Consider the following 23,083-nt stretch of genomic DNA (forward strand, 5'->3'; position numbering starts at 1 on the left):
GTTTTAATGAGCGGTGTCCGGTTACACTTCTGCTGTGCCTTTCTGCTACAATTCCCTCCTGTTCCAGTATTAAGTCGAGTTAACTGCGCGTATGAAATTAAATCCCGGTCAGCAGCAGGCGGTTGAGTATGTTCGGGGCCCCTGCCTCGTGCTTGCGGGCGCCGGCTCCGGCAAAACCCGTGTGATCACCAATAAAATTGCTCATCTTATCCGCAATACCGGCTATCAGCCGCGGCAGATTGCGGCGGTGACTTTTACCAATAAAGCCGCGCGGGAAATGAAAGAGCGTGTGGCTCAGACGCTGGGCCGTAAAGAGACCAAAGGGCTTATGATCTCGACATTCCATACGCTGGGGCTGGAAATCATCAAGCGGGAATACAAAGCGCTGGGAATGAAAAGTAATTTCTCTCTGTTCGACGATCAGGATCAGCTCGCACTGCTCAAAGAGCTGACGTTTGATCATCTGGAAGAAGACAAAGATTTGCTGAAACAACTGATCAGTCAGATCTCCAACTGGAAAAATGCCCTGCTGACGCCGGAACAGGCAAAAGGGCTGGCGCGATCAGAGCGCGAACATACATTTGCCGAGTGTTACCGCCGTTATGAGCTGCATCTGAGCAGTTGCAATGTGCTTGATTTCGATGATCTTATTACTAAACCGACGCTGTTGTTTGCCCGTGATGAGCAGGTGTGCGAACGCTGGCAGCAACGGATCCGTTATCTGCTGGTGGATGAGTATCAGGATACTAACACCAGTCAGTATCAGCTGGTGAAGCTGCTGGTCGGCAAACGTGCGAATTTTACTGTCGTGGGTGATGATGATCAGTCAATTTATTCATGGCGCGGCGCACAACCGAAAAACCTGGTGCAGCTGAGCAAAGATTTTCCGGAACTGCGGGTCATCAAGCTGGAGCAGAATTACCGCTCGTCCGGCTGTATTCTGAATGCGGCGAATATCCTGATCGCCAATAACCCGCATGTGTTTGAAAAACAGCTTTTTTCAAACCTCGGTTATGGTGATCCGATGAAGGTGATCACTGCAAATAATGAAGATCATGAAGCGGAGCGGGTGGTCGGAGAGCTGATTGCCCATCACTTTATCAATAAGACCGATTATAAAGATTACGCGATCTTATACCGCGGTAATCATCAGTCGCGGATCTTTGAAAAAATGCTGATGCAAAACCGGATCCCGTACCGGATTTCCGGCGGAACCTCTTTCTTCTCCCGTCCGGAAATCAAGGATCTGCTGGCGTATCTGCGGGTGCTGACCAACCCGAAAGATGACAGTGCTTTTCTGCGCATCGTGAACACACCGCGCCGGGGAATAGGACCGGCCACTATCCAGAAGTTGGGTGAGTGGGCCAATACGCGGGACAAAAGTTTGTATCAGGCCAGTTTTGATCTTGGTCTGGGGCAGACGCTTTCCGGTCAGGGACTGGCGGCACTGACGAATTTTACCGGCTGGCTGGCCGATGTGGAAAAATTGGTTGAGCGCGAGCCACTGATCGCAGTGCGTGATTTATTGCATGGTCTGGATTATCAGAGCTGGCTGTTTGAAACGTCTGCCAGCCCGAAAGCCGCTGAGATGCGGATGAAAAACGTCGATCAGCTGTTCAGCTGGATGGCGGAAATGCTGGAAGGCGATGATCTTAATGAGCCGATGACGCTGGCACAGGTTGTCACCCGCTTTACCCTGCGTGACATGATGGAACGTGGTGAAGAGGCGGAAGAGCTGGATCAGGTTCAGCTGATGACGCTGCATGCCTCAAAGGGGCTGGAATTTCCGTATGTTTTCCTGGTGGGAATGGAAGAGGGAATTCTGCCGCATCAGTCCAGTATCGATGAGGATAATGTGGATGAAGAGCGTCGTCTGGCTTATGTGGGGATTACCCGTGCGCAGAAATCCCTCTTTTTTACTCTGTGCCGTGAGCGCCGCCAGTACGGTGAACTGATCCGCCCGGAACCGAGCCGGTTTCTCTATGAACTGCCGCAGGATGATCTGCACTGGGACGACGGCAAAAAAGTGGTGAAAACCGCCGAGGAGAAACAACAGACCGGGCTGCGCGGTGTGGCCGGGCTGAAGGCGATGCTGGCAAAGAAAAAAGAAGAAAACGGATGAGGGCGTTACTCAGAGTAAAATAGTCACAGTATGTGACGATAATATACTGAGAAAAGATACATAAAATTAAAGCCCTGATAGTATCCGGAAACGGATAATCAGGGCTTATCTGTCAGCCAAGGGTAGATGGCTTCTGTTCTTCCAGCATCAGTGACCACTGCACATAACTCTGCCACTGAATTTCCTGCTGTAATGCTTCTGCGCGCAGCGGATGTGATTGCTGCCAGCCGACCGGCAGTGTGACAATCAGCCCTTCGGCAGATGCCCGGATGCGCAGCGACGGCAGGGTGTCATCACGGCGGCGGCTGGCAAAAATAATCGCCAGACGCAGCAGGCGACACAGGCAGCCGGCTTCACGAGGCGTCAGTGCATTTTGCTGATTGAGAGAATGGATATCTAACGGGCCACTCTGATTGCGCAGCAGCACCGCTAACAGCCGGCGCTGTGCCGGTGTGAAACCGGGTAAATCCAGATTACTGACCAGATAACCGGCATGTTCAGGGCCTTTGCGGAAATCAACACTCAGCCCGATTTCATGGATCAGCGCGGCGCTGCTGAGCAGTTCACGACAACGGATATCCAGTTGCCAGGCGGTTGCCACCTGCTGAAAAAAGTGATCCGCTAACTGACGGACCCGTTTGCCCTGATCCGCATCGATCTGAAAGCGTTTCTGAATATTTTTCAGTGTCCGGGTGCGGATGTCCTGCTCTACCGGCAATTCCAGCATACCGTAGACCAGCCCTTCCCGCAGTGCACCGCCGGCGAGGGTCATACCGTCAATGCCGAGTGTGTCGAAAATCGCGATAAGAATGGCCAGCCCGCTCGGAAACACAAGTGCCCGTTCCAGCGTCAGTCCTTCAATCTCCAGTTCTTCAAGTTTACCGCACTCAATCGCTTTGCGTTTCAGCTGTTGCAGCTTCGGCAGGGTGATTTGTTCATCCATGCCCTGAGCAATCATGATTTCCTGGAGTGCCTGGACGGTGCCGGATGCCCCGACACACACCTGCCAGCCCTGCGCCAGAAGGGCAGGAGCGACCGGTGCGATAATATCGCGGGCAGCCTGTTCGGCACCGGCGAAATTTTCTGTGGTCAGGGAACGATCGGTGAAATAGCGTTCCAGCCAGGTGACGCAGCCCATCTCAAGACTGAACAGTTCCGTGGTTTTGGTGCCGCTGCCGGTCACCAGTTCGGTACTGCCGCCGCCGATATCAACTACCAGACGTTTGTCTGACCCGCCGGTGGTATGAGCCACGCCCTGATAAATCAGGCGGGCTTCTTCCTCGCCCCGGATAACCGTGACCGGATGGCCGAGGATCTCCGCAGCTGTTTCCAGAAATTCACCGGCATTTTTGGCCAGACGCAGGGTCGCGGTTGCCACCACACGGATCTGGGAGTCCGGGATATCCTGCAGATGTTCTGAAAACAGGCGCAGGCACTGCCAGCCGCGGGCCATTGCTGCCGGTGACAGGATATTATCTTTATCCAGCCCGGCCGCGAGACGCACTTTGCGTTTTACCCGCGACAGTACCTGAATACTGCCCGCGATCTCCCGTACCACCAGCATATGAAAGCTGTTGGAACCCAGATCGATGGCAGCATAAAGCGAGGACGATCTCAGCATGTCAGCCTTCAGCGTTTGGTTCGGTTATTGTTATGACGCGGCCCGTTGCTGTTGCGGCGCGGCATATTGCGGCGGTTCTGACCACCTCCGGTGCGCGGCGGACGACGGCGGCGCTTCGGCACCGGCAGCTCAGTCAGCAGTGCATCGCTGTTGTATTTACTGACCGGAATCGGATGTCCGGTATATTCCTCGATTGCAGGCAGGTTCAGTGCGTACTCTTCACAGGCCAGGCTGATGGAGTGACCACTTTCCCCGGCACGTCCGGTACGGCCGATACGGTGAACGTAATCTTCACAGTCATCCGGCAGATCATAGTTAAAGACGTGCGTTACGGACGGGATATGCAGACCACGGGCCGCAACATCCGTTGCCACCAGAATATCCAGATTACCGTGAGTGAAATCTTCAAGAATACGCAGGCGTTTTTTCTGCGCCACATCGCCGGTCAGCAGGCCGACACGGTGACCGTCAGCGGCCAGGTGTGCCCAGATATCTTCACAGCGGTGCTTGGTATTGGCGAAAATAATGCAGCGATCCGGCCACTCTTCTTCCAGCAGTGTCTGGAGGAGGCGCATTTTTTCTTCATTGGACGGATAGAATAACTCTTCTTTGATCCGGTGACCGGTACGCTGTTCCGGTTCAATTTCAATGTATTCCGGGTTGTTCATCTGCTCAAACGCCAGCTCACGGACACGGTAAGAGAGTGTCGCGGAGAACAGCAGATTCATACGCTCGGCACATGGCGGCATATGACGGAACAGCCAGCGGATATCTTTGATAAAGCCGAGATCGTACATACGGTCTGCTTCATCGAGAACCACAACCTGAATGGCGCTCAGGTCAAGACGACCCTGTTTGGCGAAGTCGATTAAGCGCCCTGTGGTGCCGATAATCACATCGACGCCTTCATCCAGCACTTTGATTTGTTTGTCGTAGCCGTCACCGCCGTAAGCCAGGCCGGTTTTCAGCCCGGTAAGTTGTGACAGAGGCTCAGCATCTGAGTGGATCTGTACCGCGAGTTCGCGGGTCGGTGCCATAATCAGCGCACGCGGCTGATTGATTTTACGGCCTTCCGGTGCCGGATGAGTGAGTAGATGATGAAACGTTGACGTCAGAAATGCCAGCGTCTTCCCTGTTCCTGTTTGTGCCTGTCCTGCAACATCCCGGCCGTTGATCGTCAGGGGAAGTGTCAGCGCCTGAATAGGCGTGCAGTTATAAAAGCCCTTAGAATCAAGTGCTTCTACCACTTTAGTATGCAAGGCGAAGTCAGAAAACTTCTTGTCTGTTAAATGTGTTTTGCTCATATTTAGGTAGAATATCAGTTTAATGTTGCGTTACGGAAGTCTATCCGCTGAAATAGGTAAATCCTATCATTAATTAATGTTAGACTAACTGGGTATCGTACAAATTTTGGAGTGGAACAATGAGCGATAAAATTATTCACCTGACTGATTCCGTTTTCGAACAAAGCGTCTTAAAAGCAAACGGCCCTGTGCTCGTTGATTTTTGGGCAGCCTGGTGTGGCCCGTGTAAAATGATTGCCCCTATTCTAGACGAAATCGCCGATGAATATGCAGGTAAAATCACCATCGCAAAACTGAACATTGATGATAACCCGCAGACTGCGCCACAATACGGCATCCGCGGTATCCCGACATTGCTGCTGTTTAAAGACGGTGCGGTGAAGGCAACGCAGGTTGGTGCGGTATCCAAAACCCAGCTGAAAACGTTTATTGATAACAATATCTGATAGCCGGTTTCAGTCTGTATCGCTAAGATGTCCTGCGGGAACGTGAATTAATCCTTGTTCACCCGCTGGACGTCTTCTCTGAAGCATGATAAGTTAGCGCCAGCTGATCAGGTATCGCCCGAACTCTTCTGACAGCATAGCATACTGACAACTCTGTAGTGTCTGAAAGTCTGTTATCTCCGGATACATCAAGGTATCCGATAGTCCGGTCCCTGTGTCCGGTTATCCCTCGGAGATAAATCTAATTTGCGGGAATGTCACCCAATTTGTTCTCCCAAATAGGATGTGCATCACATCTTGCCCTGTGCCGGGTGTTCACAGTCAGCCTTGCAGACGATTACCTGAAAATGCAAAAATATTCGTATTAACAGTGAAAATCGGTTTTGTAAAAAATTAACCTGGTAACGATAACGTTACCGTATTATTCACGTTCATAATTCGAGATACACCCCGAGTCAAAGAACCCACCATTATGAATCTTACCGAATTAAAGAATACGCCGGTATCAGAGCTGATTACTCTTGGCGAAAATATGGGGCTGGAAAACCTGGCCCGCATGAGAAAACAGGACATCATCTTCTCTATCCTTAAGCAGCACGCGAAGAGCGGCGAGGATATTTTCGGTGACGGTGTGCTGGAAATATTGCAGGACGGCTTCGGTTTCCTCCGCTCCGGTGACAGTTCATACCTCGCAGGTCCTGATGATATCTACGTTTCTCCCAGCCAAATCCGCCGCTTTAACCTTCGTACCGGTGATACCATTTCAGGTAAAATCCGGCCGCCGAAAGAAGGCGAACGCTATTTTGCCCTGCTGAAAGTTAATGAAGTCAACTTCGACAAACCTGAAAACGCCCGCAGTAAAATCCTGTTTGAAAACTTAACTCCGCTGCACGCAAACCGTCGTCTGCGTATGGAGCGCGGTAATGGTTCAACAGAAGATTTAACCGCCCGTGTTCTTGATCTCGCCGCACCTATCGGCCGTGGTCAGCGTGGTCTGATTGTGGCACCGCCGAAAGCCGGTAAAACCATGCTGCTGCAGAATATCGCGGCCAATATCGCACATAACTATCCTGACTGTGTGCTGATGGTTCTGCTGATCGACGAACGTCCGGAAGAAGTGACCGAGATGCAGCGTCTGGTTAAAGGTGAAGTTATCGCATCCACCTTTGATGAACCGGCTGCGCGTCACGTTCAGGTCGCGGAAATGGTTATCGAAAAAGCCAAACGTCTGGTTGAGCATAAAAAAGATGTCATCATTCTGCTCGACTCTATTACCCGTCTGGCCCGTGCCTACAACACCGTCGTACCGTCCTCCGGTAAAGTACTGACCGGTGGTGTGGACGCCAACGCCCTGCATCGTCCTAAGCGTTTCTTCGGTGCCGCACGTAACGTGGAAGAGGGCGGAAGCCTGACTATCATCGCAACGGCACTGGTTGATACCGGGTCGAAGATGGATGAAGTGATCTACGAAGAGTTTAAAGGTACAGGTAACATGGAATTACACCTGTCCCGTAAGATCGCAGAAAAACGTGTCTTCCCGGCGATTGATTACAACCGTTCCGGTACACGTAAAGAAGAGCTGCTGACTACTCAGGACGAACTGCAGAAAATGTGGATCCTGCGCAAAATCATCCATCCGATGGGTGAGATTGATGCGATGGAGTTCCTGATTAACAAACTCGCGATGACGAAGACCAACGAAGAGTTCTTCGACTTCATGAAACGCTCGTAGCTGTTTGACGACACTTTATTACTGACGCCGCATATATTGTGGCGTTTTTTTTTACCGGTCATGCATGAAACCCCCGTATTACAGGGTATGGTATGTTTCTTGCATGTATTATTTGCCTGGTTATGGCAGGTTCTGCACGGTGATGTCCGCCGGCAGGGATAATAAAAATATCTGAAAGGGTTGCTGTGAATCTCACTATGTTAACTGAACTCCTAATCATATTTGTGTTCGCCACCGCTACGGTCTTTGTTGCCCGTAAGGCCGGCGTCGCTGTCGGTTTGGTGGATAAACCCAATTTCCGCAAAAAGCATCAGGGGCTGGTTCCGTTAGTCGGCGGAATTTCTATTTTTATCAGCGTCTGTTTTGCTTTTCTCATCAGTGATGAGTTTATTGCGCATAAATTTATTTATCTCGGGTGTGCCGGTGCACTGGTGCTGGTCGGCGCGCTTGATGACCGGTTTGATCTCAGTGTGAAACTGCGTGCCGGTGTTCAGGCGGTGGTCGCCATCATTATGATGGTATTCGCCAACCTGAAACTCGACAGCCTGGGTTATGCATTCGGGCCGTGGGAACTGACACTCGGGCCGTTCAGCTATGTACTGACCCTGTTTGCGGTATGGGGCGCGGTGAATGCGTTCAATATGGTGGATGGTATCGACGGGCTGCTCGGCGGGCTTTCCTGCGTCTCTTTCGGCGCGCTGGGTATTCTGTTTGCCCTGAGCGGCAACAGTGGTCTGGCATTCTGGTGCTTTACGTTTATCGCCGCCATTCTGCCGTATATCTGCTTTAACCTGGGGCTGTTCGGCCGCCGCTTTAAAGTATTTATGGGGGATGCGGGCAGTACATTGATCGGATTCACCATTATCTGGCTGCTGACATCGGCATCACAGGGCGGGGAGCCGCATGCGATCAATGCGGTGACGGCACTGTGGATTATCGCTATTCCGCTGATGGACATGGTGGCCATTATGTACCGCCGTCTGCGCAAAGGAATGAGCCCGTTCTCACCGGATCGCCAGCATATTCATCACCTGATTATGCGTTCCGGGTTTACGTCCCGTGAATCCTTTGTGGTGATAACCCTTGCTGCAGCTGTATTGGCAGCTATCGGTATTACCGGACAGGTCCTCAGTTTTGTCCCTGAATGGGTGATGCTGGTTCTGTTCCTGCTTGCTTTTATTATGTACGGCTACTGCATAAAACGCGCCTGGAAAGTGGCCCGTTTTATCAAACGCCACAGACGCCGCGTGCGTCGTAAGTCGGTCACTCACTAAATTTTTAACCACAGAGGCACATGTTGATATGCGTTCAGAAAATACTCCGGACCCGCAACAAACGCAGTATGACCAGGAATTAGATATCCGCGCGTTATTTATGTCGTTATGGCGCGGAAAATTATGGATAGCCGGAATGGCGGTTGTGTTTGCGCTGGTTGCACTGGGTGCCAGTTATTTTATGCAGCAGAAGTGGAACTCCACGGCGATTACCGACTATCCGACAGTTAATAATTTAGGCGGATATTATTCGCAGCAGCAATTTATGCGCAATCTGGACACGCATCTGAATGCCGCACAGGAATCTTCCGCGCTGCTGCCGATCCCGAATGAGGCTTACCAGGAGTTTATTACCCAGGCGGCCTCCTACGATACCCGCCGGGATTTCTGGTTACAGACGGATTACTACAAGTCCCGTATGGAAAATGATGCCAAAGCGGATGCGGCACTGCTGGACGAAATGATTAATAACATCACGCTGACCCCGCGTGATGACACGAAGAAACTGGTGAATGACACACTGACGCTGACGGCAGAATCCGCGGCCGATTCTGCGAAACTGCTGAATCAGTATGTGGATTTTGCTAATGCGCGTGCGGCTCAGAATCTGAATGATGAGCTGAAAGGCGCATGGGCAACCCGGACGCAGTCACTGAAAGCGCTGGTCAAACGTCAGAATATGGTGGCGGAATCACTGTATCAGCGTGAAACCGGACAGCTGAAAAATGCTATCGCAGCGGCACAGAAACAGGGGATCAGCCGCAGCCGGACAGATGTACCGGCGGAAGAACTGCCGTCATCCCAGCTGTTCCTGTTAGGAACGCCGATGTTACAGGCGCGTCTGGAGACACTGGAAGCGGCCGGACCGGAGTTTGACAAAGACTACGAGCAGAACATTGCCATGCTGTCGACGCTGAATGTCGGTCCGGCGCTGGAAGATAACTTCCGTGCCTACCGCTATCTGCGGACACCGGATGAGCCGGTAAAACGCGACAGCCCGCGCCGCGCCTTCATGATGATTATGTGGGGCTTTATCGGTGCACTGACCGGTGCCGGTGTGGCGCTGGTTCGCCGCCGTCCGTAAACGGCAGCGGCAGAATAACCGGCCGGGGCGCTGTTCCCGGCCTGTTTTAAGGCGGGTAACCGCCACCGGCCGGAAAGCCGGATATCATATAAAATAAAAGAGAATCTCAGTGAAAGTATTGACTGTATTTGGTACCCGTCCGGAAGCCATCAAAATGGCTCCGCTGGTACATGCGCTGGCAGCGGATCAGGCTTTTGAGGCAAAAGTCTGTGTGACCGCGCAGCATCGTGAAATGCTGGATCAGGTATTACACCTTTTTGAGATCACACCGGATTATGATCTCAATATTATGCGCCCGGGACAGGATTTAACAGATATTACCTGTCGTATTCTTGAAGGTTTAAAGCCGGTTCTGGCCGATTTTAAACCGGATGTCGTTCTGGTTCACGGCGATACCGCAACCACCATGGCAACCAGCCTGGCGGCGTTCTACCAGCGTATCCCGGTCGGCCATGTGGAAGCCGGTCTGCGTACCGGAAATTTGTACTCGCCGTGGCCGGAAGAGGCCAACCGCAAAATTGCCGGACATCTGGCGATGTACCATTTCGCGCCGACACAAAACTCGCGCGAAAACCTGCTGCGTGAAGGGATCAGCGACAATCATATTTTCGTCACCGGCAATACGGTGATTGATGCGCTGCTCGCGGTCCGTGACCGTATCATGCAGGATAAAGCCCTGCTGGCACAGCTGGATGCACAATATCCGTTTATCGATAGCAGCAAAAAAATGATTCTGGTTACCGGCCACCGCCGTGAGAGTTTCGGCGGCGGGTTTGAGCGGATTTGCCATGCCCTGGCGGAGATTGCCACGACGCATCCGGAAGTACAGATTGTCTACCCGGTTCACCTCAATCCGAATGTCAGTGAGCCGGTAAAACGGATTCTGCATGATATCAGCAATATTGTGCTGATCAGTCCGCAGGATTACCTTCCTTTTGTCTATCTTATGAACCATGCTTATATGATCCTGACTGATTCCGGCGGAATTCAGGAAGAAGCACCGTCATTAGGTAAACCGGTTCTGGTGATGCGCGATACCACCGAACGTCCGGAGGCGATTGACGCCGGGACTGTTCGTCTGGTCGGCACCGAAACCGGCACTATCGTTCGTGAAGTAACGCGATTGCTGACCGATCCGGCGGCTTATCATGAGATGAGCCGTTCACATAACCCTTACGGGGACGGAAAAGCGTGCCAGCGTATTCTTGAAGCATTGAAAAACAATCAGGTGACATTATGAGTTTTGAAACTATTTCTGTTGTCGGTCTGGGTTATATCGGTTTACCAACAGCGGCAGCTTTCGCTTCCCGTCAGAAGAATGTGGTTGGTGTGGACGTTAACCAGCATGCGGTTGATACCATTAACCGTGGTGAAATTCATATTGTGGAGCCGGACCTGGGCGCGGTTGTGAAAACAGCGGTGGAAGGCGGTTTCCTGAAAGCGTTCACCAAACCACAGCCTGCGGATGCATTCCTGATTGCGGTACCGACACCGTTTAAAGGTGATCACGAGCCGGATCTGGCTTTCGTGCAGTCTGCGGCGGAATCTATCGCCCCGGTACTGAAAAAAGGCGACCTGATTATTCTGGAATCCACCTCTCCGGTCGGTGCGACTGAGCAGATGGCTGAGTGGCTGGCGGCTGCGCGTCCTGATCTGACATTCCCGCAGCAGGCGGGTGAAGAATCGGATATCGATATCGCCTATTGCCCTGAGCGTGTACTGCCGGGTCAGGTGATGGTTGAACTGATTAAAAACGACCGTGTGGTCGGCGGGATGACCCCAAAATCTTCAAAACGCGCCAGTGAACTCTATTACATCTTCCTGGAAGGTGAGTGTGTCATCACTAACGCACGTACCGCTGAGATGTGCAAACTGACCGAAAACAGCTTCCGCGATGTAAACATTGCGTTTGCGAATGAATTATCACTGATTTGTGCTGATCAGGGCATCAATGTCTGGGAACTTATCAGCCTGGCAAACCGCCATCCGCGTGTGAATATTTTACAGCCGGGTCCGGGTGTCGGCGGCCACTGTATCGCGGTTGACCCGTGGTTTATCGTGGCACAAAACCCGAAACAGGCCCGTCTGATCCACACTGCGCGTCTGGTTAACGACGGCAAACCACTGTGGGTAATTGATCAGGTAAAACAAGCGGTTGCTGATTGCCTGACTGAAACCGGCAAACGTGCTAACGAAGTCACCATCGCCTGCTTTGGTCTGGCATTCAAACCAAACATCGACGATCTGCGTGAAAGCCCGGCGGTTCAGGTCACCAAAATGGTCGCTGAGTGGCATGCAGGGAAAACCCTGGCCGTTGAGCCGAACGTGCATGAGCTGCCGAACAAACTGAAAGGTCTGGCAGAGCTGGTCTCTATCGAAAAAGCAATTACTGATGCGGATATCATTCTGCTGCTGGTGGATCATACCCCGTTCAAAGGTATTCCGGGCAGCCAGATCCCGCAGAAATGGATCATCGATACCAAAGGAGTATGGCGTTGAAACGTATTTTAGTGACAGGCGGAGCCGGTTTTATCGGCTCTGCGGTTGTGCGTCATATTATCCGTGACACCGCAGACAGCGTGGTGGTGGTTGATAAACTGACCTATGCCGGTAACCTCGAATCACTGGCACCGGTGGCAGACGATTCCCGCTATGCCTTTGAACAGGTGGATATTTGTGACCGCGCGGCGCTTGACCGTGTGTTTGCACAGTATCAGCCTGATGCGGTGATGCATCTGGCGGCGGAAAGTCATGTGGATCGCTCTATCGACGGCCCTGCTGCGTTTATCGAAACCAACATTGTGGGTACTTACACACTGCTGGAAGCGGCACGCCATTACTGGACTGCTCTGGATGCGGAGAAAAAATCCGCATTCCGTTTCCACCATATTTCCACCGATGAAGTGTACGGTGACCTGGAAGGGCCTGACGGCTTTTTCACCGAAACCACACCGTATGCGCCGAGCAGCCCGTACTCTGCGTCGAAAGCCTCCAGTGACCATCTGGTACGCGCCTGGCAGCGGACTTACGGCTTCCCGTCCGTCATCACTAACTGCTCGAATAACTACGGGCCGTACCATTTTCCGGAAAAACTGATTCCGCTGGTTATCCTCAATGCGATTTCCGGCAAACCGCTGCCGGTCTACGGCAAAGGTGAGCAGATCCGTGACTGGCTGTTTGTGGATGACCATGCCCGCGCCCTGTATACCGTGGTGACACAGGCAGCTATCGGTGAAACCTACAATATCGGCGGTCATAACGAACGCAAAAATATTCAGGTGGTGGAAACTATCTGTGATTTGCTGGAAGAGCTGCATCCGCAGAAACCGGCCGGTGTCGCGCAATACCGTGACCTTATCACCTATGTGACAGACCGTCCGGGGCATGATCTGCGTTATGCGATTGATGCTGACAAGATTGCGCATGATCTTGGCTGGCGTCCGCAGGAAACGTTTGAATCCGGCATCCGCAAAACGGTGGAATGGTATCTGAATAATGAAACCTGGTGGCGCCGGGTGCAGGACGGCTCGTATGCCGGACCGCGTCTGGGACTGGGACAGGATAAGTAAGAGGCTGGTATGAAAGGAATTATTCTGGCGGGCGGCTCCGGAACACGGTTGCACCCGATTACCCGCGGGGTGTCAAAACAGCTGCTGCCGATTTACGACAAACCGATGATCTACTATCCGCTGTCCGTGCTGATGCTGGCCGGTATCCGCGAGGTTCTGATCATCTCCACGCCGGAAGATTTACCGTCATTCCGCCGCCTGCTGGGTAACGGTGATCAGTTCGGTATTTCCCTGAGTTATGCCGAACAGCCGTCACCGGATGGCCTGGCACAGGCCTTTATCATCGGTGAGGAATTTATCGGTGACGACAGTTGCAGTCTGGTGCTGGGGGATAATATTTTCTTCGGTCACGCGTTCAGCCCGAAACTGAAAAGCGTGGCGGCCCGTACGCACGGCGCAACGGTATTCGGTTACCAGGTGATGGACCCGGAACGTTTCGGTGTGGTGGAATTTGATGATGAATTCCGCGCGCTGTCGATTGAGGAAAAACCGGTTCATCCGAAATCCAACTGGGCGGTTACCGGGCTCTATTTCTATGATAATCAGGTCGTTGATATCGCGAAGCAGGTGAAACCGTCTGAGCGCGGTGAACTGGAAATCACCAGCATCAACCAGATATATCTGGAGCGCGGTGAACTGAATGTTGAGCTGCTCGGCCGTGGTTTTGCCTGGCTGGACACCGGCACGCACGACAGCCTGATTGAAGCCAGCACCTTTGTGCAGACCGTTGAAAAACGTCAGGGCTTTAAAATTGCCTGTCTGGAAGAGATTGCCTGGCGCAACGGCTGGCTGAATGACGAACAGGTGGCGGAATCCGCCCGTCAGCTGGCGAAGACCGGTTATGGTCAGTATCTGAAGAACTTACTCCATGTCCGTCCGCGCCAGTATTGAGCATCTCGTCTGGGAAAGTGACTTTTTTGCCCTGAAAACGGCAAAACTGGCATTTTCCCCGGACGCAGCATCCTTGTCTGCGGCTGATTTTGCGCCGTATGACCTGGTGCAGGCCAAAATCAGTGCCGGGGATAACGCGGCACTGGACGGTTTATCGGCACTCGGCTTTTCCCTTGCGGAAAGTGAAGTGGATTTTGCATTGTCACTCAAGAGTGGCACAGAAAATGCAATGTCTGACTGCACACTTTGTTATGCGGATGAAACGGATATCCCGGTCATAAAACAGGCAGCGGCACAGGTTTTCAGTCAGAGCCGTTTCCGTGCGCCGTGGTATCAGCCGGATGACAGTGTCCGGTTTTATGCGGTGTGGGCGGAAAAAGCGGTACGCGGGACATTTGATAAAGACTGTCTGCTGATCCGCAATAAAAATAATGAGATTGCCGGGTTTGTCACTCTCCGTCAGACAGATGAACACAGCGCCCGCATCGGGCTGCTGGCGGTACTGCCGGGCAATCAGGGTCAGGGTATCGGCCTGAAATTAATGTCGGCGGCGCAACAGTGGTGTGCAGAACATCACTGCCGGGTATTACGGGTGGCAACACAGCTCAGTAATCTTGCGGCAATGCGCCTTTATACAAAAAGCGGTGGTGCGGTTGACAGCACTGCCTACTGGTTATACCGAGGATGCAATGATTCCATTTAATAAACCACCTGTAGTCGGCACTGAAGTTGAATATATGCAGCAGGCCATGCAAAGCGGCAAGCTGTGCGGTGACGGTTCGTTCACCAAAAAATGCGAAGAGTGGATGGAAAAACGGTTCGGCAGCGCCAAAGTCCTGCTGACCCCGTCCTGTACCGCCTCGCTGGAAATGGCTGCAATTCTGCTGGATATTCAGCCGGGTGATGAAGTTATCATGCCGAGCTATACCTTCGTTTCCACCTCTAACGCCTTTGTGCTGCGTGGTGCGAAAGTGGTGTTTGTTGATATCCGTCCGGACACCATGAACATCGATGAAACCAAAATCGAAGCGGCTATCACAGATAAAACCAAAGCGATTGTGCCGGTGCATTATGCAGGCGTGGCCTGTGAAATGGACACCATCATGGCGCTGGCGAAGAAATATAACCTCTATGTGGTGGAAGACGCCGCGCAGGGCGTGATGTCAACATACAAAGGCCGCGCGCTGGGCTCTATCGGCCATATCGGCTGCTACAGCTTCCACGAAACCAAAAACTACTCCTCCGGCGGTGAGGGCGGTGCCACGCTGATTAACGATCCGGCGATGATTGGCCGTGCGGAAATTGTCCGCGAGAAAGGCACCAACCGCAGCGAGTTTTTCCGCGGACAGGTCGATAAATACACCTGGCGTGATATCGGTTCCAGCTACCTGATGTCTGATTTGCAGGCCGCGTATCTGTGGGCCCAGCTGGAAGAAGCGGAGAAAATCAACGAGCGCCGTCTGGCATTCTGGCAGATTTACTATGATGCACTGACCCCGCTGGCGCAGGATGGCCTGCTGACCCTGCCGGTGGTGCCGGAAAATCTGGAACAGAATGCGCACATGTTCTACATCAAACTGAAAGATGTGGCTGAGCGCACCGCATTCAGCGAGTACATGAAAGCAAACGACGTGCTGACCGTATTCCATTATGTGCCGCTGCACAGCTGCCCGGCCGGTATGGAATTCGGCCGTTTTGACGGTGAGGATATCTTTACCACCCGTGAAAGCGAGCGCCTGGTACGTCTGCCGATGTTCTACAACATGACAGAAGACGAGCAGCAGCGCGTGATCCATCTGATTAAGGGCTTCTTCGCGTAGTATGTCCTTAGCCAAAGCTTCTGTCTGGACCGCCGGCTCCACCCTGATCAAAATCGGGGCGGGGCTGCTGGTCATTAAATTAATGGCGCTGACATTCGGCCCGACCGGTATCGGTCAGGCGCTGAACTTCCGCCAGCTGATTACGGTGCTGGGGGTATTGTCCGGTGCCGGTATTTTTAACGGCGTAACCAAATATATTGCCGAGCACCGTGATGACGCGGAAAAACGCCGCGCGGTATTAGGCACGTCCTCAACCCTGATTCTGGTGTTCTCGACACTGCTGGCGATTGTGTTCCTGCTGTTCAGCAGACCGATCAGTATGGCGCTGTTTGATGGTAATGACGCCTATCAGGATGTGGTTGCCGCGGTAGCCTTTATCCAGATGGGGATTGCTTATGCCAACTATTTTCTGGCGATTATCAAAGGCTATCGTGATGCATCCGGGAATGCGCTGGCACTGATCGCAGGCAGTCTGATCGGCGTCACGGCGTATTACCTCTGCCAGCACTGGTGGGGCTATGACGGTGCACTGGCTGGGCTTGCACTGGTACCGGCGCTGATTATTATTCCGGCTTTCGCCATGCTGCTGCGCCGCCGCCACTTCCCGCTTTCTGAGCTGAAACCGGCCTGGGACCGGGCAATCGCATCCCATCTGGGGAAATTCACACTGATGGCGCTGATGACCGCAGTTACTCTGCCGGTGGCGTACATCATGATGCGGAACCTGCTGGCCTCCCGCTACAGCTGGGAGGAAGTGGGGATATGGGGCGGTGTGACCAGTATTTCGGATGCGTATCTCCAGTTTATTACCGCGTCGTTCTCTGTGTATCTGCTGCCGACATTATCGCGGTTACAGGAAAAAAGTGATATCCGCCGTGAGATTATTAAATCGCTGAAATTTGTGTTACCGGCGGTGGCTGCGGCCAGTTTTATGGTCTGGCTGCTGCGCGATTTTGCTATCTGGCTGTTGTTCACTGATCAATTTACCGGGATGCGCGACCTGTTTGCCTGGCAGCTGGTTGGTGATGTCCTGAAAGTGGGTGCTTACGTCTTCGGGTATCTGGTGATTGCCAAAGCCGCGCTGCGGTTTTATATCCTCACGGAAGTGACACAGTTTGCGTTACTGACGCTGTCCGCGTACTGGCTGATTCCGGCACACGGTGCCGTCGGTGCGGCGCAGGCGTATATGCTGACATATATTATCTACTTCCTTTTGTGTTGTAGCGTATTTCTGATCTATTGCAGGCGAGCATGACAACTTTAATTCACGTTTTAGGATCTGATATCCCGCATCATAACCAGACCGTGCTGCGCTTCTTCAATGATGTGCTGGCACCGCAACTGCCGCGTGAGGAAATGCCGGAGTTTATGGTTGTTTCCACCGCCGGGCAGCTTCTGGCGCAATATCCCAACCTGGAACTGGATGTCTGGCCGGATAAAAAAAGCCTGGCGAATGCCGTCACTGCCAAAGCAAAAAGTGACCGGCAGTGCCGCTTTTTCTTCCATGGTCAGTTTAATGCCCTGATATGGCTGGCGTTATTATCAGGCAAAATTAAACGTCATCAGTTTTACTGGCATATCTGGGGCGCGGATCTGTATGAGGATTCCCGTCAGCTGAAATTCAGACTGTTTTATCATCTGCGCCGTCTGGCACAAAAGCGGGTCGGCCATGTGTTCGGCACGCGCGGGGATTTAAACTATTTTGCCCAGTTCTGCCCGAAGATACCGGCTGAGCTGCTCTATTTCCCGACACGGATGGACCCGTCACTGACGGTTTTAACGCCGCCTGAGCCTCGTGGTGACGATAATATGATGATCCTGCTGGGTAACTCGGGTGATCGCTCAAACCGCCACAAAGAGGCGCTGACACGCATCCGTGAGCAGTTCGGGGAGAAGGTGAAAATTATCATCCCGATGGGCTATCCGGAAAACAACGGGGACTATATTGCCGAAGTCGATGCTTTCGCGCAGCAGTTGTTCCCCCATCAGCAGGCGGAGATCCTGAAAGACAAAATGGATTTTGATATCTATCTGAACCTGCTGAAACAATGCGATCTCGGCTATTTTATCTTTAACCGCCAGCAGGGGATCGGCACACTCTGTCTGCTGATCCAGTTCGGTATTCCGTTTGTGATAAGCCGTCAGAACCCGTTCTGGCAGGATATGACCGAGCAGCAGGTGCCGGTACTGTTTTACGGTGATGATGTGACACCGGACGTCGTGGCGCAGGCACGGGAACAGCTGTTTGCGCTTGACCGTGAAAAAATCGCCTTCTTCAGTCCTAACTTTGTGCAGGGCTGGGAGCAGGCACTGGCGACCGCGCAGGAGAAACAGGCATGAGTCAGTTTGATTTTATCGGGCTGTTTGCCGTCTGGTTTATCTCGCTGGCCTTCATTCTGCTGCTGACCTACCGCGAATTCCGCCGGGTCCGCTTCAGTTTTAATATCTTTTTCTCGATGCTGTATCTGCTGACGTTCTTTTTCGGCTTTCCGTTTACCTTTGCCCTGGTTTTCCAGTTTGATGTGCAGGTGGTGCCGCCGTCCGCGCTGTTACAGGCGCTGCTGGCGTCAGTCAGTTTCTATGCGATTTATTATGTGGCATATAAAACCCGGCTGCGCAAACCCGATACGGTTTACAGTGGCGCACCGCTGTTTTCCATGAACAAAACCGAAACCCGGCTCACCTGGCTGCTGCTGGCGGCGATTGCTATCGGGACGGCGGGGATTTTCTTTATGGAAAACGGGCTGCTGCTGTTTAAACTGAAAACCTACAGTCAGATTTTCTCGAGTCAGGTCACCGGTGTGGCCTTAAAGCGCTTTTTCTACTTCTTTATCCCCGCGATGCTGGTGGTATTTTTCCTCAAACCGACATTTCAGCGCTGGATTTTCTTCCTGATCGCCACGGTGGCGTTCGGGATTATGACCTACGTGATTGTCGGCGGTACCCGCGCGAATATCATTATTGCGTTTGCGCTGTTCCTGTTTATCGGGATTGTGCGCGGCTGGATTTCGCTGTGGATGTTGGTCAGCGCCGGAGTCTTCGGCGTGGTGGGAATGTTCTGGCTGGCGCTCAAACGCTACAGTCTGGATGTCAGCGGGGCAGAGGCGTTTTATACGTTCCTCTATCTGACCCGCGATACCTTCTCGCCGTGGGAAAACCTCGGCCTGCTGCTGAATAACTACGACAAAATTGAGTTTCAGGGACTGGCGCCGATCATCCGTGATTTTTATGTCTTTATTCCGTCCTGGCTGTGGCCGGACCGGCCGGATACCGTGCTCAATGCGGCGAACTATTTTACCTGGGAAGTGCTGAACAACCATTCCGGGCTGGCGATTTCACCGACGCTGATCGGCTCGCTGGTGGTGATGGGCGGCTTCTGGTTTATCCCGCTCGGTGCGGTGGTGGTCGGGCTGATTATCAAATGGTTCGACTGGCTGTATGAACTGGGCAAACGGGAGACAAACCGTTATAAAGCGGCCATTCTGCATGCATTTTGTTTCGGCGCGATATTTAACATGATTGTACTGGCCCGCGAGGGAATGGATTCATTCGTTTCCCGCGTGGTGTTTTTCTGTCTTATCTTCGGCTTTTGTCTGGTGGCGGCGAAATTACTGTACTGGCTGTTCGAAACGGCCGGACTTATCCGCCATTATGTGATTTCAAAGGGCAAACGCACCCGTCTTTCATCGTAAGGAATTAGCATGGAACCGTTATCTTCTGATGCCGGCAGCGCGGAAAATATCCCGCAGTATTCTATCCGTAACCACCCGATTCAGGGCTTCCGGAATCAGGCGCATTTTCTGGATTATCTGTGTAAGGACGGGCAGGTCAGAACCGGTACGCTGGTGGCGATCAATGCCGAGAAAGTCATGACCGCCGAACAGGATGAGGCACTGCACACACTGCTGAGCAATGCGGAATACCTGTATGCGGACGGGATCAGTATTGTCCGTGCTATCCGCCGCAAGTACCCGCAGGCGGATGTGACGCGGATTGCCGGAGCTGATTTGTGGGAAGGGCTGATGGAACGTGCCGGGCAGGAAAATACCCCGGTCTTTCTTGTCGGCGGCAAGCCGGAAGTGCTGGCGGAAACTGAAGCAAAACTGAAATCGCAATGGAATGTGAATCTGGCAGGCACACAGGACGGCTATTTTACCGCAGAACAGCGTGATGCCCTGTTTGAGCGTATCCGTGACAGCGGCGCGAAAATCGTGACGGTGGCAATGGGCTCACCGAAACAGGAGATCTTTATGCGTGACTGCCGTAAGATCCATCCGGATGCCCTGTATATGGGCGTGGGCGGTACTTACGACGTCTTTACCGGTCATGTGAAGCGTGCGCCGAAGGTGTGGCAGAATATGGGGCTGGAGTGGCTTTACCGCCTGTTATCACAACCGACCCGTTTCCGCCGTCAGCTAAAACTGCTGAAATTTCTGGGTTATTACTACGGTAATAAATTATAATTGCCCCTGTCCGGGCGGCTTTTTGCGGGAAAATGCTCTCTTTATCAGCAAAGCGGGTAAAGACTGAGCAAACAATACATTTGTGAAAAAAAGCACTGGACAGACGCATGAGAAATCCGTACTATCCTCTCCCGCAACGGCGCAAAGCGCCCGTAGCTCAGCTGGATAGAGCGCTGCCCTCCGGAGGCAGAGGTCTCAGGTTCGAATCCTGTCGGGCGCGCCATTATGCGTGTAAGAGTTACGGTATAGTATTTCGTTGTTGTAAGTAGTAAAATGTTGCGATGTTATGGTGGCTATAGCTCAGTTGGTAGAGCCCTGGATTGTGATTCCAGTCGTCGTGGGTTCGAGTCCCATTAGCCACCCCATTTAATAACATGTAACATGACTGTAGTGATGAACCTGCGAGGGTGGCGGAATTGGTAGACGCGCTAGCTTCAGGTGTTAGTGTTCTTACGGACGTGGGGGTTCAAGTCCCCCCCTTCGCACCATCATCATGAAAAGTCAGCCTTTCGGCGAGTAGCGCAGCTTGGTAGCGCAACTGGTTTGGGACCAGTGGGTCGTAGGTTCGAATCCTATCTCGCCGACCATATTCAGAGAAAGCCACGCTTACAGCGGGGCTTTTTCGTTTCTGCGGTTTCCGTTTTTCCTGTCCTGTTTTTTCCTGCCGTTTTTCTCTGTTACTGTTCCGCAGCTGATTTTTATCTCTTCTGTGCTGATGCTATTGTGGTGTTCAGGAAGACAACATTACATACGCTGCCGTAAAACAACCGGTTCCGGTGGTATCTGATAATTTACATGTAAATCATATGGTTATATTGTTTGTATAGATTAGGCGACAATAGCTATAGTGCTTGTCGTCAAAATGAGACATATAATTCATTGATATGTAATGATTTAAATATTGATGTCAGAAAACGTCGCAAAACAGAGACACTGCGGACAGAATTGCATCAATGATTAACAACAGGGAAGCAGGGAAGAAAAAATAAACCCACGGGAACCGTGGGAAATCGAGAAGGCGTAAAAGTTGGCACGTGTTGTGCATTACATCAGGTGTAGATGCTCATCTCATTTCTTATGTTTGCGTAAGCTTCATAAACCCGGAGATGATGCAGAGCTAAATTCGGTGCCTATTGTCCGGGTTATCGATGTAAAAGATCCCGAAATCTTTACATCAGCAACAGGACGTAACGTTGAGTGAGGCACCATCCGTCTGTAGACCTGATTGTATTTTATACACCTATCGCTGTGCGATAGGTGTTTTTTTATGTCTCATTCTTGCCATCAATTATCTGTTCCGTCAATCTCTTTCATAATGTTCCGGTATAAAAAAAGCCAATCCGGCAGGATTGGCTCAGGCCGTTGACAAACCCGCAGGGGTTGGCGACGACCGACAGAGGTTGTAAAAATAAACCAGGAAAATCAGTTTATTGATTTTCGGCTGATAACACAAAGCAGGAAAAACCACGTTTTATCCTGCTTTGTCAGCAATCTCAGCCAATCCGGCAGGATTGGCTCTGTATCATAGAAATAAACTGTCTGTGTTTATTCACCGGTTGTTTTTTCATCCGGCAGTGTCAGTGTATTCAGCAGGGCGTTACGGCGGATCATGGCTGATTCCTCATACTTTTTCTGCTTATCCAGCACATCAGCCAGCCAGGCGGCATCATGTGCATCCTGACGGACGCTCAGGGCTGATTTAAAGTATTTTTCCGCATCTTCCCAGCGAGTTTCCTGCATGGCCAGCTGGCCGAGGGTGCTGTTGAGCAGCGGCTGCTCAGCATTTTCTTTCTGCATCTGGTTCAGCACTTTGCGGATAGCTTTCGGGTTGTCTGTCCGGATCTGCGGCAGCAGCATCAGCAGACGCTGATCTTTCTGACGTTTCAGTCCGTCGAGCACCACCGCTTCCGCATCCGCCATATCGTTCCCGGCGATAAAGTGCTGCGCGGCAGCCACGGCCATATCCGGGTTGTGGCGCAGATGGCGGCTGAGATTCTTCCACCAGTGACGCAGTGCATCGCTGCCGTCCTGATCCGCAACCTGCTGCATTACTCCGAGCCAGGCGCGGGTTTCCGTTTGTTCTGTCTGCTCATCGGTAAACTCACCGGATTTTTTCATCTGCGGCAGAATGGCGATCAGGGATTTCCAGGCACCGGAACGTGCATACACCTGTTCTGCCAGACGCAATACTTCCGGATGGCGCGGGGCAATTTCAAGCAGATTGTCGATCGCAGTTCTCGCACCCGCAATTTCATTGCGGCTCAGCAGAATACGGGCGCGGGTGATATCAACCGGTAACTGATGACGCCCGGCCAGCTCAGAAGCCCGCTCCAGGTACTGATTAGCACGGAGATTATCTCCCCGCTGCTGTGCGGCTTCCGCGGCCAGCAGATAGTTAACCAGCGGTTGTTCTGCATTATCTGCACTGCGGCTCAGTAATTTTTCCACCTGACGGAAATCCCCTTCCGCCAGTTTGAGCAGAGCGTCGTTGGTCAGCGCACGGGCACGGTTACGTTTATGACCGCCAAACCAGCCGAGCGTACGGGAGCTGCCGCTTTTCAGGCGGCGCCAGCCCCAGCCCAGCAGCATCAGAACGGCCTGTAGTCCGAGAAAGCAGATCACCAGGCCGGTAACACTGGTTTCAATATCAAAATCATCGGTCTGGATCAGAACATAGCCCTGATGCCCGGCCACCAGCGGGCCGATAATAATTCCGGCGATCAGGATAAGGAACAGAATAAAGACTTTAAACATCTG

General features: G+C 52.4%; 18 protein-coding genes and 4 tRNA genes. 19 read left to right on the forward strand and 3 right to left on the reverse strand.

What is annotated here, in order from left to right; genetic code table 11:
- The first annotated feature begins 91 nt into the window (after nucleotides 1-91).
- Nucleotides 92-2,122, forward strand: a complete 2,031-nt coding sequence (rep, locus tag AAZR23_RS16535) for a DNA helicase Rep (RefSeq protein WP_434693837.1) — start codon at nucleotides 92-94, stop codon at nucleotides 2,120-2,122.
- A 112-nt stretch (nucleotides 2,123-2,234) separates the two neighbouring features.
- Here the strand turns inward: rep and gppA are convergent, their stop codons facing one another.
- Complete coding sequence (gene gppA / locus AAZR23_RS16540) at nucleotides 2,235-3,743, reverse strand: guanosine-5'-triphosphate,3'-diphosphate diphosphatase (protein ID WP_166708807.1); 1,509 nt, start codon at nucleotides 3,741-3,743, stop codon at nucleotides 2,235-2,237.
- An 8-nt stretch (nucleotides 3,744-3,751) separates the two neighbouring features.
- Nucleotides 3,752-5,047 (reverse strand): ATP-dependent RNA helicase RhlB, encoded by a 1,296-nt coding sequence (gene rhlB / locus AAZR23_RS16545; protein WP_046894208.1) that lies wholly within the window; start codon nucleotides 5,045-5,047, stop codon nucleotides 3,752-3,754.
- 119 nt (nucleotides 5,048-5,166) lie between these two features.
- Between rhlB and trxA the strand changes: the two genes are divergently transcribed.
- The 18 genes from trxA to AAZR23_RS16635 all read left to right on the forward strand — a co-directional run bounded on the left by trxA (nucleotide 5,167) and on the right by AAZR23_RS16635 (nucleotide 20,913).
- A complete protein-coding gene (gene trxA / locus AAZR23_RS16550) occupies nucleotides 5,167-5,493 on the forward strand; it encodes a thioredoxin TrxA (RefSeq protein WP_046894209.1) in 327 nt (108 codons plus the stop codon).
- Between the two features lie 472 nt (nucleotides 5,494-5,965).
- Nucleotides 5,966-7,225 carry a transcription termination factor Rho gene (gene rho, locus AAZR23_RS16555; protein WP_046894210.1) on the forward strand — a complete coding sequence of 420 codons (1,260 nt, stop codon included), beginning with the start codon at nucleotides 5,966-5,968 and terminating at the stop codon, nucleotides 7,223-7,225.
- Nucleotides 7,226-7,422: 197 nt separating this feature from the next.
- Complete coding sequence (wecA, locus tag AAZR23_RS16560) at nucleotides 7,423-8,499, forward strand: UDP-N-acetylglucosamine--undecaprenyl-phosphate N-acetylglucosaminephosphotransferase (RefSeq protein WP_107680510.1); 1,077 nt, start codon at nucleotides 7,423-7,425, stop codon at nucleotides 8,497-8,499.
- A gap of 28 nt (nucleotides 8,500-8,527) precedes the next feature.
- On the forward strand, nucleotides 8,528-9,583 hold the full coding sequence (wzzE, locus tag AAZR23_RS16565) for an ECA polysaccharide chain length modulation protein (RefSeq protein ID WP_046894212.1): 1,056 nt from the start codon (nucleotides 8,528-8,530) through the stop codon (nucleotides 9,581-9,583).
- 109 nt (nucleotides 9,584-9,692) lie between these two features.
- Nucleotides 9,693-10,823: a non-hydrolyzing UDP-N-acetylglucosamine 2-epimerase gene (gene wecB, locus AAZR23_RS16570; protein WP_052926753.1), complete on the forward strand. Its 1,131-nt coding sequence runs from the start codon at nucleotides 9,693-9,695 to the stop codon at nucleotides 10,821-10,823.
- On the forward strand, nucleotides 10,820-12,082 hold the full coding sequence (gene wecC / locus AAZR23_RS16575; protein ID WP_054425268.1) for a UDP-N-acetyl-D-mannosamine dehydrogenase: 1,263 nt from the start codon (nucleotides 10,820-10,822) through the stop codon (nucleotides 12,080-12,082). Before wecB ends, wecC begins: the two co-directional genes overlap by 4 nt.
- Nucleotides 12,073-13,152, forward strand: a complete 1,080-nt coding sequence (gene rffG / locus AAZR23_RS16580; protein ID WP_434693848.1) for a dTDP-glucose 4,6-dehydratase — start codon at nucleotides 12,073-12,075, stop codon at nucleotides 13,150-13,152. The genes wecC and rffG overlap by 10 nt, the downstream gene beginning before the upstream one ends.
- 9 nt (nucleotides 13,153-13,161) lie before the next feature.
- The gene (gene rfbA / locus AAZR23_RS16585; protein ID WP_405469508.1) at nucleotides 13,162-14,043 is read left to right on the forward strand and encodes a glucose-1-phosphate thymidylyltransferase RfbA; all 882 of its coding nucleotides are present in this window, start codon (nucleotides 13,162-13,164) and stop codon (nucleotides 14,041-14,043) included.
- The gene (gene rffC / locus AAZR23_RS16590; protein WP_434693852.1) at nucleotides 14,021-14,746 is read left to right on the forward strand and encodes a dTDP-4-amino-4,6-dideoxy-D-galactose acyltransferase; all 726 of its coding nucleotides are present in this window, start codon (nucleotides 14,021-14,023) and stop codon (nucleotides 14,744-14,746) included. The genes rfbA and rffC overlap by 23 nt, the downstream gene beginning before the upstream one ends.
- A complete protein-coding gene (gene rffA / locus AAZR23_RS16595; protein ID WP_046894217.1) occupies nucleotides 14,733-15,863 on the forward strand; it encodes a dTDP-4-amino-4,6-dideoxygalactose transaminase in 1,131 nt (376 codons plus the stop codon). Before rffC ends, rffA begins: the two co-directional genes overlap by 14 nt.
- A 1-nt stretch (nucleotide 15,864) precedes the next feature.
- A complete protein-coding gene (wzxE, locus tag AAZR23_RS16600; protein WP_434693855.1) occupies nucleotides 15,865-17,118 on the forward strand; it encodes a lipid III flippase WzxE in 1,254 nt (417 codons plus the stop codon).
- Nucleotides 17,115-18,203: a TDP-N-acetylfucosamine:lipid II N-acetylfucosaminyltransferase gene (locus AAZR23_RS16605; protein ID WP_052926756.1), complete on the forward strand. Its 1,089-nt coding sequence runs from the start codon at nucleotides 17,115-17,117 to the stop codon at nucleotides 18,201-18,203. The genes wzxE and AAZR23_RS16605 overlap by 4 nt, the downstream gene beginning before the upstream one ends.
- Nucleotides 18,200-19,555 carry an ECA oligosaccharide polymerase gene (wzyE, locus tag AAZR23_RS16610; RefSeq protein ID WP_046894220.1) on the forward strand — a complete coding sequence of 452 codons (1,356 nt, stop codon included), beginning with the start codon at nucleotides 18,200-18,202 and terminating at the stop codon, nucleotides 19,553-19,555. Before AAZR23_RS16605 ends, wzyE begins: the two co-directional genes overlap by 4 nt.
- Nucleotides 19,556-19,564: 9 nt before the next feature.
- Nucleotides 19,565-20,326 (forward strand): lipopolysaccharide N-acetylmannosaminouronosyltransferase, encoded by a 762-nt coding sequence (gene wecG, locus AAZR23_RS16615; protein WP_046894221.1) that lies wholly within the window; start codon nucleotides 19,565-19,567, stop codon nucleotides 20,324-20,326.
- Between the two features lie 146 nt (nucleotides 20,327-20,472).
- Nucleotides 20,473-20,549 (forward strand) — tRNA-Arg (locus AAZR23_RS16620).
- Nucleotides 20,550-20,615: 66 nt separating this feature from the next.
- Nucleotides 20,616-20,691, forward strand: a tRNA-His gene (locus AAZR23_RS16625).
- Between the two features lie 36 nt (nucleotides 20,692-20,727).
- A tRNA-Leu gene (locus AAZR23_RS16630) sits at nucleotides 20,728-20,814 on the forward strand.
- 22 nt (nucleotides 20,815-20,836) lie between these two features.
- A tRNA-Pro gene (locus tag AAZR23_RS16635) sits at nucleotides 20,837-20,913 on the forward strand.
- Nucleotides 20,914-21,871: 958 nt separating this feature from the next.
- Here the strand turns inward: AAZR23_RS16635 and AAZR23_RS16640 are convergent.
- Nucleotides 21,872-23,080: a heme biosynthesis HemY N-terminal domain-containing protein gene (locus AAZR23_RS16640; protein WP_046894223.1), complete on the reverse strand. Its 1,209-nt coding sequence runs from the start codon at nucleotides 23,078-23,080 to the stop codon at nucleotides 21,872-21,874.
- Between the last annotated feature and the right edge of the window lie 3 nt (nucleotides 23,081-23,083).

Source organism: Morganella sp. Je.2.23 (assembly GCF_051129855.1).
Classification (GTDB): Bacteria; Pseudomonadota; Gammaproteobacteria; order Enterobacterales; family Enterobacteriaceae; genus Morganella; species Morganella sibonii.